Consider the following 18,429-nt stretch of genomic DNA (forward strand, 5'->3'; position numbering starts at 1 on the left):
CGGATCCCGGGCGGCAGCCGACAATGCCGCCGCCTGAAAGAGGGCAGAGATCAGAGATAAGGTTCGCCCAGCGTCAACATCAACCGGTTGGCCCAGGCGAAAAACGCCGTCGCCTGCACCAAATCCAACAGCGCCAGCTCATCCAGGCCCTGAGCGCGCAACGCCGCCAGTTGCCCGGCGTCAGCCTGCGGCGGCGTGGCGGATAGCGCGGCGGCAAAGGTTATCTGCGCTTGCCAGGCGTCATCCTGCCCCTGGCTCAACGCGCCGCCCGGCGCCACCGCCAGCAACCGATCTATCTCGGCTTCGCGCTTCGACAGCTGCGCCGCCTTGCGCGCATGCACCGAGGCGCAGTAGATGCAGCCGTTCACCTTGCTGGCGACCGTCGCCGCCAACTCGCGATCCTGCCGCGACAGCCCGCCGGGGGTATAAAAAATCGCCCGGTCCGCCAGCGTGCGTTGTTCCAGCACCGGATGGTTGCGCGCCAACAGGCGGAAGTAATCGGAATCGGCGTGGCCAAACCGCTCTAGCAACGCCCGGCCGGCGTCATCGAATTCCGCCAACGGCTTGGCGGCGATCCACGGCTCCCACCCCAGTTCTTGCCGGGTAAACGCCGGCGGCGCGTGACGGCCGCCCCGCGTCGAGCTCCCCGTTCGCCAGCGGCCGGCCGTTACCGGCTGATGCGCCGCAGCGTCGTCCGTCTTGCCGCCCAACAACCGGTAGCCCCGCAGCAAGCGGCTTTGGAAACTGACAAAGGCGATTAACTGCGACAATGTGACGATGGCGTCCAGCGACCAGCCGGCCTGCCGCAGCGCCTGCAAGTGCTGGGCGTTGGCGTTGGCCGGTTGAAACGCCAAACGTTCTGCATGCGCCAACGCCGCCGGCAGCCGCTCGTCTTCCGGCGCGTCGCCCTGACGTTCCAGCAGAGCAGCGTAATGCGCGGCCAAGCGCGGCTCGCCATGCCATTCACTGATGCGCTGAGCCAACCGCAGCCGCTGCGCCAGCGGGAAATCGCCGGCGTCCGCAGGCGCAAACAGCGCCAGATAGCTGGACTGAACGGCATCGGTCGCCGCCTGCCGGGTGGCTCTGGCCTGCGCCAGCGTGGAATCCGGCGCAATCTCGGCCAGTTCGGCCAGCAGATCGACCTGGTGCGGTAATGTCGTCATAGCTTTTCCTCAACGTGATATTCATAAGCAACGGCGGGCGTGCCGCGCCGCCAGCCCAGCTCAGGGGCCACGTGGCGGGCGATAAGATCGATAGAACGCAGAATATGGGCGTGCGGCGGGTCGATGGAGTGCACCTGAAACGCCAGATCGGTGACGCGCGCCAGCGCGCTGTCCCGTTGCAGCGAGGCTATTACCTGATCTGGCGTGCCCAAGTGCACGTCGAAAGCGCGGATCAGGCCGTCGAGCGACGTATCGGCCAACCGGTGGCCGCTGGCGCGCATCCGCTCCAGCCCACGGCTCAACCCGGCCGTGGCGAAGTCGCGTGCCTGCTGGCCGTTCTCGCTGACAAACGCAGTGCGCGACCCCATGATGCGCGGCGCCACCCCTGGCGGCAGCGCCGCCAGATAAGCGTCAATGATCGGATTCTGCAGTTCGTCCAGCGGCAGGTCAGACGCGTCCGCCGGGCGCGGCTGCGTGCGCGACAGCATCAGACCGTCACCGGCGCGGCCGGCCCGTTCGCCCCCTTCCACCGAGAACGTGGCCTGCCAGACGCGCTGCGCCAGCTGCGGCGCCGCCGGGTACAGCCGGTTGTCTTCGCCGCCCAACGCCTCTCCGCGCCAGGCGCTCAGCAACGTGCGCAAATTCTCGGCGAATGCCGTGTTGCGCTGCCCGGCGTCGAGACCGAAAGCGGCGAAAGAAGACGGCGTGCCGCCGCCGGCCACGCCCACCTCCAGTCTGCCGTCGGACAACAGATCCAGTACCGCAGTGTCTTCCGCCACCCGCAGCGCCGACTCCATCGGCAACGTGATCACCCCGGTGCCCAGCCGGATACGGCGGGTGCGTGCCGCCGCCTGCGCCAAAAACACCAGCGGTGATGGCAGACCGCCCTCATCGGCATGAAAGTGGTGCTGCGCCACCCAGGCGGTGTCGAACCCGGCTCGTTCGGCGTGCACGATCTGTTCGGTCGCCAGCCGGTAGCGCTCCTGCGCGCTGCCCTGATCCAGCAATCGGGTGAAGAAACCGAGTCTTTTTCCGCTCATATCGCCTCCTCGAATTTTGGCTGTCCGGCATGCGATGCGCGGCCGGGAATGGCGGCGATCAATTGGCGGGTGTAATCGCTCCCCGGCATGGCGAACAACTCGGCGGTGGCGCCGCCGTCTACCCGTTCACCGCGGTGCAATACCGAAACGCTGTGCGAAATCCGCCGCACCGTCGCCAGATCGTGAGAAATAAACAGGTAGGTCAGGTCCCGCTCCTGCTGCAACTCTTGCAACAAATGCAGGATCTGCGCCTGCACCGTGACGTCGAGCGCCGACGTGGCCTCATCCAATACCAATATTTGCGGTTGCAGCACCAGCGCGCGGGCAATCGCCACCCGCTGACGCTGGCCGCCGGACAGTTCGTGCGGCCTGCGGTTCAGCAAATCGGGCGGCAGCGCGACCCGTTCGAACAGCTCACGCACCCGCCGATCGCGCTCCGGTTTGCCGATCGGCGCGAAATTCAGCAACGGTTCTTCAATCACCCGATAAAGAGTCTGTTTGGGATCGAGCGAGCCGAACGGATTCTGATAAACCAGCTGAATGCGCTGCCGAAACTGACGCAGCGCTTCGCCCCTGAGACCGATAACATTGACGCCGTCGATCAGGACCTGCCCGGCATCCGGCCGCTCGAAGCCCAGCAGGCAACGCGCCAGCGTGCTTTTGCCCGACCCGGACTCTCCCACCAACGCATGGGTGGTGCCGCGCGGCACGCTGAATGACACGCGATCCAGCGCGCGGAACCCCTGGCCGCCGGACAGCCGAAAATCCTTAACCAGCGCCTGAACCACGATCGCCGGCGGCTGCCCGCTGCGTTTCGGCGGCGGCGCAACGGCGCCGCTCAATGAAGGCGCATCGGCTAACAGTTTACGGGTGTATGCGCTGGCAGGCGCGCGCAGTACCTCGGCGGTAGCCCCCTGTTCCTGCACCCGGCCGTGGCGGAACACCAGCAGCCGATCGGCGCGTTCCGCCGCCACGCCCAAATCGTGCGTCACCAGCAGCACTGCAGTGCCGAATTCGCGCCGCAGCTCGTCGATCAGATCGAGAATGCGTTTTTGCACCGTCACGTCCAGCGCGCTGCTCGGTTCGTCGGCAATGATCAACGCCGGCTGCAGCGCAATGGCGATGGCGATCAATACCCGCTGCTTCATGCCGCCGGAAAGTTGATGCGGAAACTGGCGCGCCCGCAGTTCCGGGTGCGTCAGCCCGACGCGGGTCAGCAGTTCCGTCACCCGCTGTTGTACCTGCCCGCGCGGCAACCGGCGGTGAATATTGACGATCTCCGCCACCTGTTCGCCGATGGTTTTTACCGGGTTGAGCGAGCTGGCGGGATCTTGCGGGATCAGGCTGATTTGCGCCCCTCTCACCGCATCCAGCCGCCGCGATGACCAGCCGGCGATATCGGTGCCGTGCAGCCGGATGGCGCCCTGTTCAAGGTGGCCGTTGTCGGCCAGCAAGCCGATGATCGCCTGCGCCGTGGTGGTTTTGCCGGAACCGGATTCGCCAACCAGCGCCACCACTTCCCCCGGCTCAATCGTGAACGACACCTCATGCACCACCCTTCGCCTGCCATCGTTGCCCTGATAGGCGATGGAAACCTTGTCCAGCGCCAGTACCGGCGGCCGCGCCGCCCGTTGCCATGCCGCTTGCATGCTCATCGCGCTTTTCCTCCCAGCGAACGGCTGATGCGGTTAGCCGCCAACACCACCGCCACCACCACCATGCCCGGGAAGGTGGTCAGCCACCAGGCGGTGGAAATGTAGTTGCGCCCTTCGGCGATCAGCAGCCCCCATTCCGGGGTTGGCGGCGGAGTGCCGTAACCGAGGAAGCTCAGGGTGGCGATCGCCAGGATCGCACTGCCGAACTGCAGCGCCGAGAAGGCGATCACCGAAGTCAGCGAGTTCGGCAGGATATGCCGCCACAGCACCGCCCAAAAGCTGCCGCCGCTGCCGTAAGCCGCTTCAACGTAATCGCTGTGCCGCACTCGCACCACTTCCGCCCGTGCCAGACGGGCAAAGTTGGCAACCGAAGTGACGCCCACGGCGATGGCGGCGTTGACCGTACCGAAACCAAGCAGGATGATAATGCTCAGCGACAGCAGCAGGCCGGGGATCGACAGCAGCACATCGACGACGCGCATCACCGCGTCGTCCGCCACGCCGCCCAACGCGCCGGCGGTCAGGCCGAGCGCGGTGCCAAACACCAACCCCAGCGCCACCGCCACTACCGCGCCGGCCAGGGTTTGCGACGCGCCGTACACCATGCGCGCATACAGGTCGCGTCCCAGTTGATCGGTGCCAAGCCAATGCTCACCGCCGGGCGCCAGCCGCTGCGCGCCGGCAATGCCTTCGGTGCCGCTGTAGGCGGTAAACAGCTGCGGCGCCAACGCCCACAGCGCCACCAGCGCAATGACCGCCCAGGCCAGCAGCAGCGTCAGGGGGACGCGGCGGCGGCTCGGGCGACTGGCGGGCAGCGCGCCTTCACTTTCGGCGCCGGACAGATCGCGCTCCGGAACCGTGGCTTTTTCAAAGGAGATACTGCTCATAGGGATGCTCCTGCCTGAGTTTTCAGCCGCGGATCCAGCAGCGGGAACAGCAGATCCACCAGCAAGTTGATGGTGACGAAAGCGGCGGCCGAGATCAGCACTATCGCCTGCAGCACCGCCACGTCCTGATTGACCACCGCTTGCTGGGTCAATTGCCCCAGGCCGCTGCGGCCAAACACGGTTTCGGTGATCAGCGCCCCGGCGATCAGTTCGCCGAACAGCATGCCGGCGATGGTCAGCGCCGGCAGCATGGCGTTGCGCGCCACATGCCGCCACAGCACCCCGCTGCGGCTGGCGCCCTTGGCCCGCGCCACCGCGACGAACGGCTGGGTTTGCACCGCATCGATGCTGCGGATCAGAATTTGCGCCAGCGGCGCGGAGATCGGCAGCGCCAGCGTCGCGATCGGCAAAATCACCCCCTGCCACTCGCCGGGGTTAATGATCGGGATCAGCTTCAGGCGGAACGAAAAGAGCTGAATCAGCACAATGCCCAGCCAGAAGGTGGGCACTGAAACGAACAGCGACGGCAGCATCTGCAGCGCCGAACGCAGCCAGCCGAAGCCGGTCAGGTTGGAAACAAAAGCGATAATCAGCGCCAGCAGCAACGCCACCGCAAAGCCCAGCACCGCCAACTGCAGCGTGGCGGGCAGATTAGCCGCCAGCAGCGCGGTAACCGGCACCCCGGCCTGCATTGAGAAGCCCAGATCGCCATGCAGCACGCTGCCCAGGGCATGCAGATACTGCCGCCACAGGGGGACATCCGCGCCATAGGCCGCGCGCATGTCGGCGATCTGCGCCGGACTCAGCCCCATGTCCGGGTTCTGGAATTTGATCAGGATCGCATCGCCCGGCAGCACCTGCAGCAGGATGAACGACAGGGTAAAGGCCGCCCACAGCACCAATGCCGCCTGCCCGATGCGCCCCGCCAGATATCGCTTCATTGCGCCCCCTTAATGTTTCTCTAACCAGGCGCCGTAGAAGCTCGGGCGACCGACCGCTTCGAAACTCACCCCCTTCAAATAAGGCGCACCAGCGAACACCTGCGGCTCCTCAAAAAACGGGATCACGTAGGCCTGGTCAATCAGGTAGTTTTGCGCCTCGCCGGCGATCTGCAGGCGTTGTTGCGCATCAACCTCGGAGGCAATGCCGAGCAGCAGGGCATTCAGCTTGTCATCGCTAAAGTTGCTGTTGCTGCTGGTGCCGCCCTTCTGCAGCAGCCCGTCGCGGTTGGTTGGGTAAAACTGACTTTTAATCACGTCCGGATCGGCGCGCCCCACCTCCACCACCGTCGCCGGGGTTTTCTGTGGGTCGAGATTATCCGCCACCCGGCTGCCGGCGTCGCCCGCCAGAATGTTCAGCCGCGCGCCGACTTTCCCCCACTGCTGAGAAACCAGCTGCAACACCGCCTTGTTCTGCGGCTGCGGCAACGATTCATACACCGTCAGCACCAGCTTCTTGCCGTCCTTTTCCCGCAGCCCGTCACCGCCCTTTTTCCAACCCGCTTCATCCAACAGCCGGTTGGCCTGCTGCGGGTCAAATTTCAGCTTGTCGGACAGATCGACAAAGCCGGCGGCCGAGGAGGCGATCACCGATTTGGCCTGCGGGTAGTTGGCGGAGAACAGCGTATCGACGATCTGCTTGCTGTCGGTGGCATGCAGCAGCGCTTGACGCACGCGCAGATCGGCCACCAACGGGTTATTCGGCCGGAAAGCGATGCTGTCGTTGACGCCGCGCGTCGGTGCGGCATAAATGATAAAGCCCTGATCCTGCGTTTGCTTCTCGTCATAGGCCTGGATCTGGCGGATAAAATCCGCCTGCCCGGCCTGCAGCGCACCGATGCGCACGCTGTCCTCGCCGGTGACGATCACCTTGATGCCGTCCAGATTGGCTCGCCCTTGTTGGGGCGATTTGACCGGCCCCCAGTCATAATCCTTACGGGCGCTAAGCTCGACCTCACGCCCCAGCGTTTCGCCGCTGACCACAAACGGACCGGAACCGATGATATGGCGCGCATCGCCCAGTTCGTCGTAGCTGCGGTTCAGCGTGCTGAGTGATACCAACCCGGAGCCGATAGTGGCGGTGCCCTGCAGGAAACCCGGCGACGATCGCGTGAAATGGAATTTAACCGTCAGCGGATCCACCACTTCACTGCGCTGGTAGTTATTGATCACCTCGGAAACCGGCAGGCGTTTCTCCTTGTTGCCCAGCCCGTAGGTGTCGAAGTTCTTCGCCACCGCGTTGGCGTCCAGTGGCGTGCCGTCGGAGAAAGTCACGCCGGGGCGCAGCTTGAAAGTGTATTCGGTTTTGTCGGCGTTGCTGCTCCAGGACTCGGCGATCCAGGGTTCAATCTCCAGCGTCTTGGGGTTCTGGTAAGTCAGCTTGTCGGTGATCTGATTGAGAATACCGCCGTTGGGGTAAAACCCGCCGGAAGGCGGATAAAGATTGGTGTGCGCCTGTTGTTCGAGGTAGATCAGCGTGCCGCCCTGCACCGCCGCCAACGCCGGGCTCATCGCCGCCGCCCCTCCTAACGCCACCGCTATTCCACCGGTTAATACCTTGAAAGAAAACTTAAACATTAGTGCCGCACCCATATTATTTCTGAAAGTTATGGGTTAGATAACAAACCAAATCGGCGGGGAATTGAACGAACTAATTTCGCTAACCAATGGTGTAAATCGCACAAGACGCGTCGCTTGGCGGCGAATGCAATCTGTTATAAAGTATCAAAACCTCAGCCAAAGGAAGACGACGATGAAAATCCAGCTGTCGCTGTTGTTTCTCAGCCTGCTGGCCGGCAAGGCCGCAGCGTTTCAGTCGAAAGTGCCCGAACCGCGCCCGGAGCAGGCGCGGGCGGCGGAACAAAACATCGAAAATCTGTTTTACGGCTTTCACGCCATGGACGCCCAGCCGGTGAGCATCGGCAGTTGCGCGGCGGTGCCGGTAGCGGGATGCCAATGCGCGTTCTGCACCCAGCTGCGGCAGGCCGGGCGCTGAGCCGCCCCCCTCATTCAACCCAGCTCATATTGCACGTTCAACTGCCCTTTCTTCATCTTTAGGCCGGTAATCGCGATCGCGCCCACCTCGCCCAGCGCGGCGACATGGGTGCCGCCACAGCCGTAGGCGGGCAACTCGCCGAAACCGACCTGGCGCAAACCGTCCACCGCCTGCTGGCGGCGCGGCAGATCGGCGGCGATCAAGCGCGCCAGCTCCGCCTGCAAAAAATCCGCTTCTATCGTCTGCGCATCCGGCCCCGGCGCGAAAGTGATGCGCCCTTCACCCGGCCAATGATGCGCCTTGACCGGCCGCCAGCCCCGGGTTTCGCCCAACCAACCGATCAGATGCCCAGCGGAGTGCCAGCGGGCGTGCAGCCGGCGCTGCGCTTCATCGATTTGCATCGTAACCGGCCCGTTCGGCAGCGGCGCGGCGGTAAAGTGCACCACGGTATCCCCCTGCTGCTGCACCCGCAGCACGGTGACGCCGCCTAACGACCCCACATCGGACGGCTGGCCGCCGCCCTGCGGGTGGAACAGCGTGGCGTCCAGCTCCACGGCGTAAGCGCCCGCCTCGGCCGGCGCACAGCTCAACACCTGCGCCTGGCCCTGTAAATCGTCGCTGTAGTAATAACGTCGTTCGGTCATCATTTTTCTCCTCGGTTCGAAGAGCCATTATATTCATGTCATAATCGGAGCATAATCCGCCGCCATCACAATGGACCTTTGCGTCATGAGCACAAATCTTTCTTACGCGCTGTTGGCCGAAATGGCCGTTTTCGTTCAGGTGGTAGAGAGCGGCAGTTTTTCCGCCGCCGCCCGCAAGCTGGGCGCTTCGCCTTCCGCCGTCAGCCGCAGCGTGGCGAAGCTCGAGCAGGCGCTGGCGCTGCAGTTGCTGCACCGCACCACCCGCAAACTGCGGCTGAGCGAAAGCGGCGAAGAGGCGTTTGCGCACTGCCGCACCCTGCTGGCGGCGGCCGACGCGGTCATGGCGATCGGCGGGCGCGGCGCCGCGGAGCCCGAAGGGCTGGTCAGCGTCAGCGTACCCAAAGCGGTGGGCCGCTTCGTGCTGCATCCGCACATGCCGGAGTTCCTGCGCCGCTACCCGAAGGTGGACGTGAGGCTGCGGCTGGAAGATCGTTACATGGATTTGATCGACGATCGGGTCGATCTGGCGCTGCGCATTACCGATCGCCCGTCGCCCGGGTTGATCGGCCGCCAGTTGATGAGAATAGACCATCTGCTGTGCGCCACGCCGCACTACCTGGCGCAACACGGCACGCCGCTGCACCCGCACGATCTGGCGGCGCACAGCTGCATCTATCTGGGAGAAACGCCGAGCGACGCGCAATGGAAATTCCGCCGCAGCGGCAAAACGGTGACGGTCAGCGTGCGCGGCCGCTACGCCGCCAACCACACCGGCGTGCGGCTGGACGCGGTGAAACGGCATATCGGCATCGGCAGCCTGCCGTACTTTACCGCCCGCCAGGCGCTCGACGAGGGCGAGATCGTGCAGGTGTTGCCAGAATGGGATTTCCTCAGCAGCTATCACGGCGGCCTGTGGCTGCTCTATGCGCCCAACCAGTATCTGCCGCCCAAACTGCGGGTGTTTATCGACTATCTAGTCGCCTGCCTGGCGCAGGAGCCGCAGTTAAAGCGCCTTGCGTAGCGTGATGTTGATGCGGTGCGGCCCCACCAGCGAGTGGTAGCCTTCCTTGACCGGCAGGATGCCGTGAAAACAGAGCCGCGATGGGCCGCCCCACACCACCACATCGCCGTGCGCCAGCGGAATGCGCCGCGCCCGGTCGCTGCGTTGCAGGCCGCCGAACTGAAACACCGCCGGCAGCCCGAGCGACACCGAGACGATCGGCGCACCGAAGTCGTGCTCGTCTTTATCCTGATGCAGCGACAGCTTGCTGCCCGGATCGTAACGGTTCATCAGGCAGGAATCCGGCACGAAGGGGCCGAAGCCCGCCTGCTGCGCAGCTTCGTCCGCCAGCGCCATCAGGATCGGCGGAATGGCCGGCCAGCGTTTGCCGCTGCGCGCGTCGCGTTCCGAATAGCGGTAGCCCCGGCTGTCGCTGGTCCAGCCGTTGCCGCACCAGCTCATCGCCACCGACATCACGTGCCCGCCGGGGGTGGTCAAATGCCGCCACGGCACCTGGGCCACCACGCCCTGCACCGCCGCCAGCAGTGCCGGCCCGTGATCGCGCACGAAGCCGTGCATCACCACCGCGCCGGGGGCGATCTCTTCGCGCCACGGCGGCGGCAGCGCGTCTTCAAAAAGATCGATTGTCATCGCCAAAACCTGTATGAATACACAGTATCCATTGTAACCCGCCGCCGCCGATTGTCCAGCGCCCGGCGGCGCCATTGTTGTTGGCGGCAAATTTCTCTACAGTAGCCGCCATAAAATCAATCACTCACCAGGAATGCGTGTGATTAAGGGCATCACTCTTTCAGTCGTCGCCTCCATCTTGTTCGGCGCGATGTATTACTTCACCTCTACCCTCACCCCGCTGAACGGCGAGCAGGTCTACGGCTGGCGCACGCTGCTGACGCTGCCGTTCCTGACGCTGTTCATGGCGCTGTCCGGCGATTGGCGCAAGGTGGGCGACACGCTGGTCGGGATCGGCCAACGGCCGCGGCGCCTGCTGGGCCTGCTGCTCACCTCGGCGCTGCTGGGGGTGCAGCTGTGGCTGTTCCTGTGGGCGCCGCTGCACGGCAAGGCGCTCGACGTATCGCTCGGTTATTTTCTGCTGCCGCTGACCATGGTGCTGGTGGGCCGTTTGATCTACCGCGATCGGCTGTCGCTGCTGCAAAAACTGGCGGTGGCATGCGCCATGGTGGGGGTGGGTAATGAGCTGTATCAGGCGGGTGGCGTGTCGTGGCCGACGCTGGTGGTGGCGCTGGGTTATCCGCTCTACTTTATTTTGCGGCGCCGCTTCGCCACCGACAATCTCGGCGGGCTGTGGTGCGAGCTGGCGTTGATGCTGCCGGCTGCGGCCTGGTTCGCCTTCGGCGACGGTGGCGCCGCGGCGCTGCAGATCAATACCGAGCTGTATTGGCGCATTCCGCTGCTCGGCGTCATCAGCGCCGTGGCATTGGTGTGCTATATCCTCGCCAGCCGCCTGCTGCCGTTCAGCCTGTTCGGCCTGCTGAGCTATGTGGAACCGGTGCTGCTGGTGATCGTCGCGCTGCTGCTCGGCGAGAGCATCAGCCAAAGCGAATGGCCAACCTATCTGGCGATCTGGCTGGCGGTGCTGCTGCTGGCGGCGGAAGGCGCGCGGCACCTGCTGCGCCGCCAGCGGGTCTGACTCAGGCGGCCAGCGTCGCGCCGCCGTCGATCACGATGTCCTGCATGGTGATGTGGCTGGCCAAGTCGGAGGCCAGGAACAACACCGCGTTGGCGATCTCGTCCGGGCGAGCGATTTTGCCCAGCGGGATCCCCAACTTGAACATCTCGGGGAAGCCGGCGATGGTGCGTTGCTGCGCATCATCGGTCTGCCACATGCCGCGCTGCATCGGCGTGTCGGTCGAGCCCGGCGACACCAGATTGCACCGCACGCCGAACGGCGCCATCTCCAGCCCCACGCAGTGGTTCAGGCTGGTCAACGCCGCCTTGGAGGCGCAGTAAGCCGCCATCTGCGCGCGCGGCACGTGCGCGGCGTTGGAGCCGATGCTGACGATAGCCCCGCTGCGCTGCGCCTTGAAGTGCGGCAGCACGGCGCGGAACAGGTAAAACGCCCCCGAGGCGTTGACGTTGATGCACTGGTGCCAGTCATCCACGCTCAGATCTTCGGTATTGCCCATGCGCAGAATGCCGGCGGCGTTGACCAACACGTCCAGTTGCGGGTTTTCCGCCAGCTGTTGGCGGCACACCGCCTCCACCTGCTCCGGCCGGCTGATGTCCAGCGTCACGCAAGGGTAAGGCAAATCCGGGTTGGCGAACTCGCGGTCAAACCCCACCACCTCGGCGCCCTGCGTCAAAAAATGCCGGGCGATCTGCTCGCCGATGCCGCGCGCCGCGCCGGTCACCCACACGCGTTTGCCGGTGAAATCCATCTGAATGCTCATGCGCGCACCGCCATCCGGGCGCACAGCCGGGTCATGTTGTTGTTCATCGTTGTCTCCTGCGAAAAGGATAGGATGCGGCGCGCGCTGCGCCGCAAAGTGGCCCTACAGCGCACCGCTGTTCAGGCCGAAAGCGTTGAGCATGGTGCCCAGTTTGGCGGCGGTTTCCAGCCACTCGGACTGCGGCGTCGAGGCGGCGACGATCCCCGCGCCGGCGAACAGCCGCACCCGGTTGCCGCGCAGCAGGCCGCTGCGGATGACGATCGCCCACTCGCCGTCGCCGTTGGCGTCGCACCAGCCGACGATGCCGCTGAACAGGCCGCGATCGTGCGGCTCCAGATCGGCGATCAGCTGGCGGGCGCTCTCGGTCGGGAAGCCGCACAGCGCCGGCGTCGGATGCAGCAGGCAGGCCAGCTGCATCACGTTGAGATTCGGGTTCAGCAGCTCGCCGCGAATGCGGGTGGACAAATGCCACATGGTGCCGGTACTGAGCAGCGACGGGCCGCTGGGCACGCTCAGGCTGGCGCACAGCGGCGCCAGGTGCCGACGGATGTCGTCGATCACCAGCTTGTGTTCGTATTTGTCTTTGGTCGAGCGCATCAGGCGCTCGCTGCCGAGGCGATCCTGCTGCGGATCGTCCTGACGGCGCGCCGAGCCCGCCAGCGGGTTGGTGTGGATCTCGCCGCCCTGCTTGCGGATCAGCAGTTCCGGGCTGGCGCCGATCAACACGCCGCCATCGGCCAGCGGCAGGGAAAAGTGGTAACCGGTCGGGTTCTGCACCATCAGGTTATTGAGGATCTGGTGGCCCGCCACCGGCTGCTCCAGCTCGATGTCGAGGATGCGCGACAGCACCGCCTTGTCCAGCTTGCCTTGTTTAAAGCGGCTGACCGCTTCCGCCACCGCGTGCTTGAAGCGCGGCTCGTCCGGAATGCTGGTGCAGGCGGCCAGGCGATGCGGCTGTTGCAGCATCGGGCGCGCGGCGCGGGTAAAGCTGTCGTTGGCGACAAACTCATAACTTTCAGGCACATACAGGCAGGAAGGCCGGCGCGTGTCGAACGGAATGGCGCCCACCACCACCGGCGTCTCCTGGCCGGCGGCGTTGGCTCGCGCCAGCGCCTGGCGAATATGCTGCGTCAGCGCGCTGCCTTCCTGCTCGCCGCCGAACGCCGGCGTCTCAATCCGTTCGGACACGCCGCTGGCGGAGAGGGAACGGAATTCGGACCGGTACAAAAAGGTCGATTGTTCGGCGTACGCAAACCCGGGGAAGGTTTGGTTTTCTGTCGTCAGTGTCGCCACAGACCACTCCTTTGTTGCGCCTCACCAATGATAATGTTTATGCGAATAATTATCATTAGCTGTAAAAGGAGGATAAATTACACCGATTCCCCACCGAGGGTCAATCTCCGATGAATGAATCTTTCCGCTCGCTGCGGCAAATCCACGTTACGGCGCAGCAAGAAATAACACACTGTTATTATTGTATTTTAGCAAAAAATAAAGGTCGTGACGTCGTCACCTTCACGCCAAAAATGCCCGCTGAACCGGCGGCCGGCGGGGCAATTTGGCGTCAAGGTCTTAAGCAACGCTAATACGAACGTCTGCCGCTGCGTATCCACGGCGACCATGCGCGCATCGAGAAAATCGAAGTAACAACGCACCTGCGGATAAAGCGCCTTGAACAGGCTCTCTTTGGCGGAAAACGTCAGCGTCAGCAGCTCGTTAAACGGCAGCGTTTCGCGCAGCAACGCCTCGCGCTCCCCCGCCGAAACGATCGCCCCCCACAGCTCCTCCGCCCGCACGTCGGAGAGCAGCGTCTCCACATCCAACCCAACGCCGCCCAGCCCGCTCTCGCGGTGTACGGCGCACAGCGCGGTATCCGAATTATGGCTCAGCGCCCCGGCGATGCCCGGCGGCCACTGCGGCGCGCGATCTTCGCCGCGCGCCAGGGTGAAATCGGCAAAACCGAGCGGCGCCAATAGCTGGCGCGCGAGAACACGCCCGGCCAAATACTCCGCGCGGCGTTTCGGCACCGCGCGCGCCAGATGGTCCGGCAGCGCAAAGCCCGCCTCGGGAAAACTCTCGTCGCGATACTCTGCCAGCGCAAAATGGCAGCGCGCCACCTGGCCCGGATAGCCGTCCGGCGTGAAAAATTCGATATTGCGGATAAAAGTGGGCAACGGCGGTATCCATGATAAGCAGGCAGGCTGATGATGTTAGCCCCCGAAACCGCCTGCAACAATGACCCTGGGCAAAATAAATGACGTTAAGGCTCGTACGGCGGCACGTTAGCCGGGATGGGGAGAGGCCTCTCCCCCGCGGTCGGGAGAGAGGCTGAGCATTACAAGATGCCTTTCATGGTCTTTTCGAAATCGCTCCAGGCGCAGAAACCGTCTTTGTCGATCGGGCAACCTTTCAGCGCCAGCGTCACGCGCTGCGGCGGGGTTTGCAGCGTCAGCGGCGTCGCCTTGCGCAGCTGTTCGGTGGACTGATAGACGTACTCAATCTTCAGCAATTCACGGCTGTTCTGCGCGTCGCGCCAGCGCTGGAACACCAGTTTGCCGCCTATCGGCGTTTTCTCATACTGCTGCGGCAGCTGATACGGCTGGAACTGCATGGCCGACAGCAGCGAGGCGATATTGGAGTCGTGGCCGACCAGCACCGTCAGCTTCGGCGCGTCCGGTTTGCGCTCGCCGAGCAGCGCGTTGTTGATGTAGGTCAGCAGCGGTTTGGCGACGTTCTGCGCCACCACCGGCGAGGTGAACAGCGAATCCTGATAGCCGTCTTTCAACTGCGCCAGCTGCTTCCACTGCTGCGGGGTGACGATTTTGCCCCAGGCCACCTCTTTCATCGGGAAACCTTCGTAATACTGCAGCATAAAGGCGTCCACCAGCGAGTTGCCCACCCGCAGCGGGCCGGAGACGCCCGGCTCTTTGCCCGGCACCGCGCTCATCACGCTGGCTTCTTTGGTCAGGTCGCAGTGTTTGTCGGTCTTGCAGGCGGCGGAATCCTTGTAGTCGATGATCTTCGCCAGCTGTTGGTAAGAGGCGTCCAGCTTAAGCGAGCCCAGCGCGGCGTTCATCGCCGCCAGCGCCTGCTGGTTGAAGGCTTCGCTGGTATCGGTGATGATCGGGTTGAAGGTCGGATCCATCTCGCCCATCTTGTCCTGATGGTGCACGCTGACGTCGCAGCCGGGGAACGCGCCGTTGCTGAAGAACTGCGCGGTGGCCACCGTGCGCTGCAGGCTGTTGGCGTAGACGTACACGCTGCCGGCGGTCGGGCAGCCCTCTTGCGGCAACAGGCCGGTCTGCTTCAGCCAGGCGTTGAAATAGTGCCCCATATACACTTCCAGCACCCCGCCCTTGGTGGTCAACTGGCCGCCCGGCGTTTCCCAGGCCGGCCAGTCCTTCGGCGTGGACTGCGCCAGCACGCTGCCGTTGTTGGCCAGCGGCGCGCGCAGGTTATGGCGGCTCATCACCAGCACCTGTTCCAGTTGATAACCGCCGGCGTCCGCCAGCGCGTTCCCGGTGAATAACAAGGGCAGGCACAGCAATAACGTTTTTTTTCTCATCCGCAGAGGCTCCCGGAAAATGATTATTTTTAAGGTGTTAGCGTTTGCCTGCGTATGATGGCGGGGTTAGTGTGACAAGTGTGTGACAGGGTTCACGGGAAAAGATCGTACCAGCGGCCACCGGGCGGCGGCCGCTGTGCGTCAACTCAGTACCACAGGCTCATGATCGGCCAGCCGATCAGCAGCAGCGCGGCGATGTACACCACGCCGAGAATGCCGCCCAGGCGCCAGTAGTCTTTCGATTTCACGTAGCCGCAGCCGTAGATGATCACCCCCGGCCCGGTGGCGTACGGCGTCAGCACGCCCATGATGCCGATCGACAGCACCAGCAGCATCGACAGCTGCTCCATCGGCACGCCCGGCAACCCTTTGCCGACCGCCAGAATCACCGGCAGCATGGTGGCGGTGTGCGCCGACAGGCTGGCGAACAGGTAGTGGGCGAAGTAGAACACCAGCACCAGCGCCACCACCGTCATGTTCGGCGAGAAGCCGTCCAGGTGGGTGCTCATGGTCTGGGCGAACCAGTCGATAAAGCCGGAGCGCGTCAGGCCGTTGGCCATCACCACCAGCGTCGCCAGGTTAACCAGCGTATTCCAGGCGCTGGAGTATTTGGTGATCTCTTTCCACGACACCACGTGCAGCGCCAGCATCAGCGACACCGCCAACAGGCACACCGCGGTGGCGTCCAGCACCTTGCCGCCGAACACCCACAGGCACAGGCTGAGCAGCACCAGGCCGATCAGGGTGTACTCCTTGCGCGTCAGCTTGCCCATTTCCCCCAGCGCGGTATTCGCCCAGGCGGCCACTTCGCTGCTGTGGGTCACGCCCGGTTTGTACAGATAGTAGGAGATCAGCGGCGCGATGATCAGCAGCAACAGGCCGACCGGCAGGAACGCCAGGAACCACTGCATCCAGCTGATGTGCACCCCGGCTATCTTGCCGACGAACTCGATGCCCAGCACGTTCGGCGCGGCGCCGGTGACGAACATCGAGGAACTGATGCTGGTGCCGACCACCATCATCCACATCAGGTAGCCGCCGATGCGGCGCGAAGAGGGATCGTTAGGGAAGGAATCGAACAGCGGCGGCAGGTTTTTCACCACCGGGAACACCGTGCCGCCGGTGCGCGCGGTGTTGGACGGCGTGAATGGCGCCAGCAGAATATCGATGATCACCACCGCATAGCCCAGCGTCAGCGTGCGCTTGCCCATGAACTTCACCAGGAACAGCGCGATGCGCCGCCCCAGCCCGGTGGCCTCGTAGCCCAGCGCGAAGATAAAGGCGCCGAACACCAGCCAGACGGTGGTGCTGGAGAAGCCCGCCAGCCCCCATTTCAGCGCCTCTTTACCGGCCTTGAAGCCCGGCTCCGCCAGTTCCTGCGCGCCGAACAGCACCCAGTTGGCGCTGAGCACGCTGACGGTCACCGCGATAAAGCTGATGGCGGTGGCCGGGATCGGCTCCAGAATCATGCCGACGATCATCGCCACGAAGATGGCGAAATAGTGCCACGCCTGCGGCGGCATGCCGTCGGGCACCGGTATCAATAACAGGATCGCGAGCACCGCCAGCGGCGCTATCGCTTTCCAGATCTTTTCCTGGGTTTGGGACATAGGGACTCTCCTGAAGGCTTGGTTATTATTCTTGGGCACCCAGCTGCGCCAGCAGCCAGGTCACTATCAACAAGTCGGCGCTGCCGCCGGGGCTGAGGTTGCGGGCAATGCAGTCGGCATCGAAGCGCCGCAGGCGCGCCAGGCCCGTTTCCCCCGCCGAGCCGCCCTGCGCCAGCAGCCAGGCCGCCCGGCGCCGCAGCCAGCGAAGCCCGCGCAGGCCGCCGCGCGAGGCGACGTTGGTGTCATCGTTGTGGGCCATCAGCCACAGCAGGCTGTCCAGCAGCGCCCGCTGTTCGTCGCCGCCGGCGGCCAGCCGTTGCCGATACAGCGGCAGCGCGCCGTCAAGCACCAACCGAAAACCGGACTCCGCCTCGCCGCGCGCGCCGCTGAGGCCATACGCAGCGAACAAGCGCTGGCCGGCGGTCTGCCCGGCGTTGTTGCGCCGCAGCTCACGGTCCACCAGCCCCCGACACATCGCCGCTACCTCGCCGCACAGCGCCTCCGCGCCGATGTCACGGCTCTGCTGCTGCAGGCGGCCGAAGGCGGTGCACAGCAACCCGAGTGAGAACACGCTGCCCTTGTGGGTGTTAATGCCGCCGGTGGCGCGAAACATCTGGTTTTCGCAGGCCAGGCCCAGCGGCCGCAGCCGCGCCAGCTGCTGCTCTGCCGGCAGAGCCGCGTCTTCGCGCCCGCGTTGGATAAAGCGCGGCAGCCACACGCCGATGGCGCGGGCGCTGCGATAGAAGTGCCCGAGATCCATGTCGCGGTGGGCGCCGGTGTTATGGCGATCCACCAGCCCCGGCTTGGGCGTGAGGTTGACTTCCACCAGCAGCGCGCGAAAGGCGGCGCGGGCGAAGTCGCAAGCCGGTTCGGCACGGCGGGCGGGCAGGTTAATCGGCAGAGATCGCATCGTTGAACATCCTTTCCATTTCATGCAGCAGTTGCTCGCTGCTGTGCCGCCGCTGGCGGGCGCAGATCTTGGCCGGTTGGCCGCACAGCAAGCAGCGCCGCTCCGGCAGGCCGATATCGCGGCGCGACAAAATGCGCCCCTGCGTATCCAGCACGTCGATGTCCCATAGCCGGCCGATCGGGCGACTCACCTCCAGCTGCATGGCGCAATCTTTCACCCGCTGGGCATCGGCGCGCAGCGCGACAAACCCTTCGCAACCGGTGGAGAGCGCCAGCGCTTCGGCCTGCGGGCTGGGCCAGCCCTGTTCGGCGCACAGCCGCAGCAGCGCCGCCCACCCCAGGTTGAAGATGCCGCGCGTCAGCGCGCTGTCCTTCACCGGGCCGGGCACCACCAGCGTCAGCACCAGCAGCGTGCACTCGTGCTGCGCCAGCCACGCTTGCTGGCGCGCCTGGCGGCATTCACGGCTGGTGAGCAGCTCCGGCAGGCTGACCGCGCGTTCGGCGGCCAGTTGGGGATCGACGGCGGCCATCGG

Annotated in this window: 18 protein-coding genes; 3 read left to right on the plus strand and 15 right to left on the minus strand. The window is 64.6% G+C overall.

Going from position 1 to position 18,429, the window contains the following annotated elements; all coding sequences use genetic code 11:
* Window positions 1-50 precede the first annotated feature (50 nt).
* Genes IT763_RS14950 through IT763_RS14975 form a run of 6 tightly spaced genes read right to left on the minus strand, consistent with a single transcriptional unit; the run spans window position 51 to window position 7,255 of the window.
* Window positions 51-1,163: an alkylhydroperoxidase domain protein gene (locus IT763_RS14950; protein ID WP_143778290.1), complete on the minus strand. Its 1,113-nt coding sequence runs from the start codon at window positions 1,161-1,163 to the stop codon at window positions 51-53.
* Window positions 1,160-2,203 carry a putative FMN-dependent luciferase-like monooxygenase gene (locus IT763_RS14955; RefSeq protein WP_197817571.1) on the minus strand — a complete coding sequence of 348 codons (1,044 nt, stop codon included), beginning with the start codon at window positions 2,201-2,203 and terminating at the stop codon, window positions 1,160-1,162. The genes IT763_RS14950 and IT763_RS14955 overlap by 4 nt, the downstream gene beginning before the upstream one ends.
* Window positions 2,200-3,858 (minus strand): ABC transporter ATP-binding protein, encoded by a 1,659-nt coding sequence (locus IT763_RS14960; protein WP_206194801.1) that lies wholly within the window; start codon window positions 3,856-3,858, stop codon window positions 2,200-2,202. The genes IT763_RS14955 and IT763_RS14960 overlap by 4 nt, the downstream gene beginning before the upstream one ends.
* Window positions 3,855-4,745, minus strand: a complete 891-nt coding sequence (locus IT763_RS14965; RefSeq protein ID WP_143778291.1) for an ABC transporter permease — start codon at window positions 4,743-4,745, stop codon at window positions 3,855-3,857. Before IT763_RS14965 ends, IT763_RS14960 begins: the two co-directional genes overlap by 4 nt.
* Window positions 4,742-5,686, minus strand: a complete 945-nt coding sequence (locus IT763_RS14970; protein ID WP_206194802.1) for an ABC transporter permease — start codon at window positions 5,684-5,686, stop codon at window positions 4,742-4,744. The genes IT763_RS14965 and IT763_RS14970 overlap by 4 nt, the downstream gene beginning before the upstream one ends.
* A gap of 9 nt (window positions 5,687-5,695) precedes the next feature.
* A complete protein-coding gene (locus IT763_RS14975; RefSeq protein ID WP_228009830.1) occupies window positions 5,696-7,255 on the minus strand; it encodes a TIGR04028 family ABC transporter substrate-binding protein in 1,560 nt (519 codons plus the stop codon).
* A 241-nt stretch (window positions 7,256-7,496) separates the two neighbouring features.
* Between IT763_RS14975 and IT763_RS14980 the strand changes: the two genes are divergently transcribed.
* Window positions 7,497-7,739 carry a hypothetical protein gene (locus tag IT763_RS14980; RefSeq protein WP_016927098.1) on the plus strand — a complete coding sequence of 81 codons (243 nt, stop codon included), beginning with the start codon at window positions 7,497-7,499 and terminating at the stop codon, window positions 7,737-7,739.
* A gap of 14 nt (window positions 7,740-7,753) precedes the next feature.
* Here IT763_RS14980 and IT763_RS14985 read toward each other — a convergent pair whose 3' ends face one another.
* Window positions 7,754-8,383 (minus strand): serine-tRNA(Ala) deacylase AlaX, encoded by a 630-nt coding sequence (locus IT763_RS14985; RefSeq protein ID WP_048324255.1) that lies wholly within the window; start codon window positions 8,381-8,383, stop codon window positions 7,754-7,756.
* An 85-nt stretch (window positions 8,384-8,468) separates the two neighbouring features.
* Between IT763_RS14985 and IT763_RS14990 the strand changes: the two genes are divergently transcribed.
* Window positions 8,469-9,404, plus strand: a complete 936-nt coding sequence (locus IT763_RS14990) for a LysR family transcriptional regulator (protein WP_151254644.1) — start codon at window positions 8,469-8,471, stop codon at window positions 9,402-9,404.
* On the opposite strand, the gene alkB is transcribed toward IT763_RS14990, so the two are convergent.
* The gene (gene alkB, locus IT763_RS14995; RefSeq protein ID WP_016927095.1) at window positions 9,387-10,034 is read right to left on the minus strand and encodes a DNA oxidative demethylase AlkB; all 648 of its coding nucleotides are present in this window, start codon (window positions 10,032-10,034) and stop codon (window positions 9,387-9,389) included. The genes IT763_RS14990 and alkB overlap by 18 nt on opposite strands.
* Window positions 10,035-10,173: 139 nt before the next feature.
* Between alkB and rarD the strand changes: the two genes are divergently transcribed.
* Window positions 10,174-11,052, plus strand: coding sequence for an EamA family transporter RarD (gene rarD, locus IT763_RS15000; protein ID WP_206194803.1), 879 nt, complete (start codon window positions 10,174-10,176; stop codon window positions 11,050-11,052).
* A 1-nt stretch (window position 11,053) separates the two neighbouring features.
* Here the strand turns inward: rarD and dhbA are convergent, their stop codons facing one another.
* From dhbA to citX, 7 genes are all read right to left on the minus strand, one after another.
* Window positions 11,054-11,812, minus strand: coding sequence for a 2,3-dihydro-2,3-dihydroxybenzoate dehydrogenase (dhbA, locus tag IT763_RS15005; RefSeq protein ID WP_025303452.1), 759 nt, complete (start codon window positions 11,810-11,812; stop codon window positions 11,054-11,056).
* Window positions 11,813-11,914: 102 nt separating this feature from the next.
* A complete protein-coding gene (locus IT763_RS15010; RefSeq protein WP_275424109.1) occupies window positions 11,915-13,105 on the minus strand; it encodes an isochorismate synthase MenF in 1,191 nt (396 codons plus the stop codon).
* Window positions 13,106-13,293: 188 nt separating this feature from the next.
* A complete protein-coding gene (locus IT763_RS15015; RefSeq protein WP_080353573.1) occupies window positions 13,294-13,986 on the minus strand; it encodes a 4'-phosphopantetheinyl transferase in 693 nt (230 codons plus the stop codon).
* A gap of 161 nt (window positions 13,987-14,147) precedes the next feature.
* Window positions 14,148-15,377, minus strand: coding sequence for a bifunctional glucose-1-phosphatase/inositol phosphatase (gene agp / locus IT763_RS15020; RefSeq protein ID WP_049300256.1), 1,230 nt, complete (start codon window positions 15,375-15,377; stop codon window positions 14,148-14,150).
* Between the two features lie 146 nt (window positions 15,378-15,523).
* Window positions 15,524-16,987: an anion permease gene (locus tag IT763_RS15025; RefSeq protein ID WP_016927089.1), complete on the minus strand. Its 1,464-nt coding sequence runs from the start codon at window positions 16,985-16,987 to the stop codon at window positions 15,524-15,526.
* A gap of 25 nt (window positions 16,988-17,012) precedes the next feature.
* Window positions 17,013-17,897 carry a triphosphoribosyl-dephospho-CoA synthase CitG gene (citG, locus tag IT763_RS15030; protein ID WP_206194804.1) on the minus strand — a complete coding sequence of 295 codons (885 nt, stop codon included), beginning with the start codon at window positions 17,895-17,897 and terminating at the stop codon, window positions 17,013-17,015.
* The gene (gene citX / locus IT763_RS15035; RefSeq protein WP_033654921.1) at window positions 17,878-18,426 is read right to left on the minus strand and encodes a citrate lyase holo-[acyl-carrier protein] synthase; all 549 of its coding nucleotides are present in this window, start codon (window positions 18,424-18,426) and stop codon (window positions 17,878-17,880) included. Before citX ends, citG begins: the two co-directional genes overlap by 20 nt.
* Window positions 18,427-18,429 lie beyond the last annotated feature (3 nt).

Source organism: Serratia sp. CMO1 (assembly GCF_015689115.1).
Classification (GTDB): domain Bacteria; phylum Pseudomonadota; class Gammaproteobacteria; order Enterobacterales; family Enterobacteriaceae; genus Serratia; species Serratia marcescens.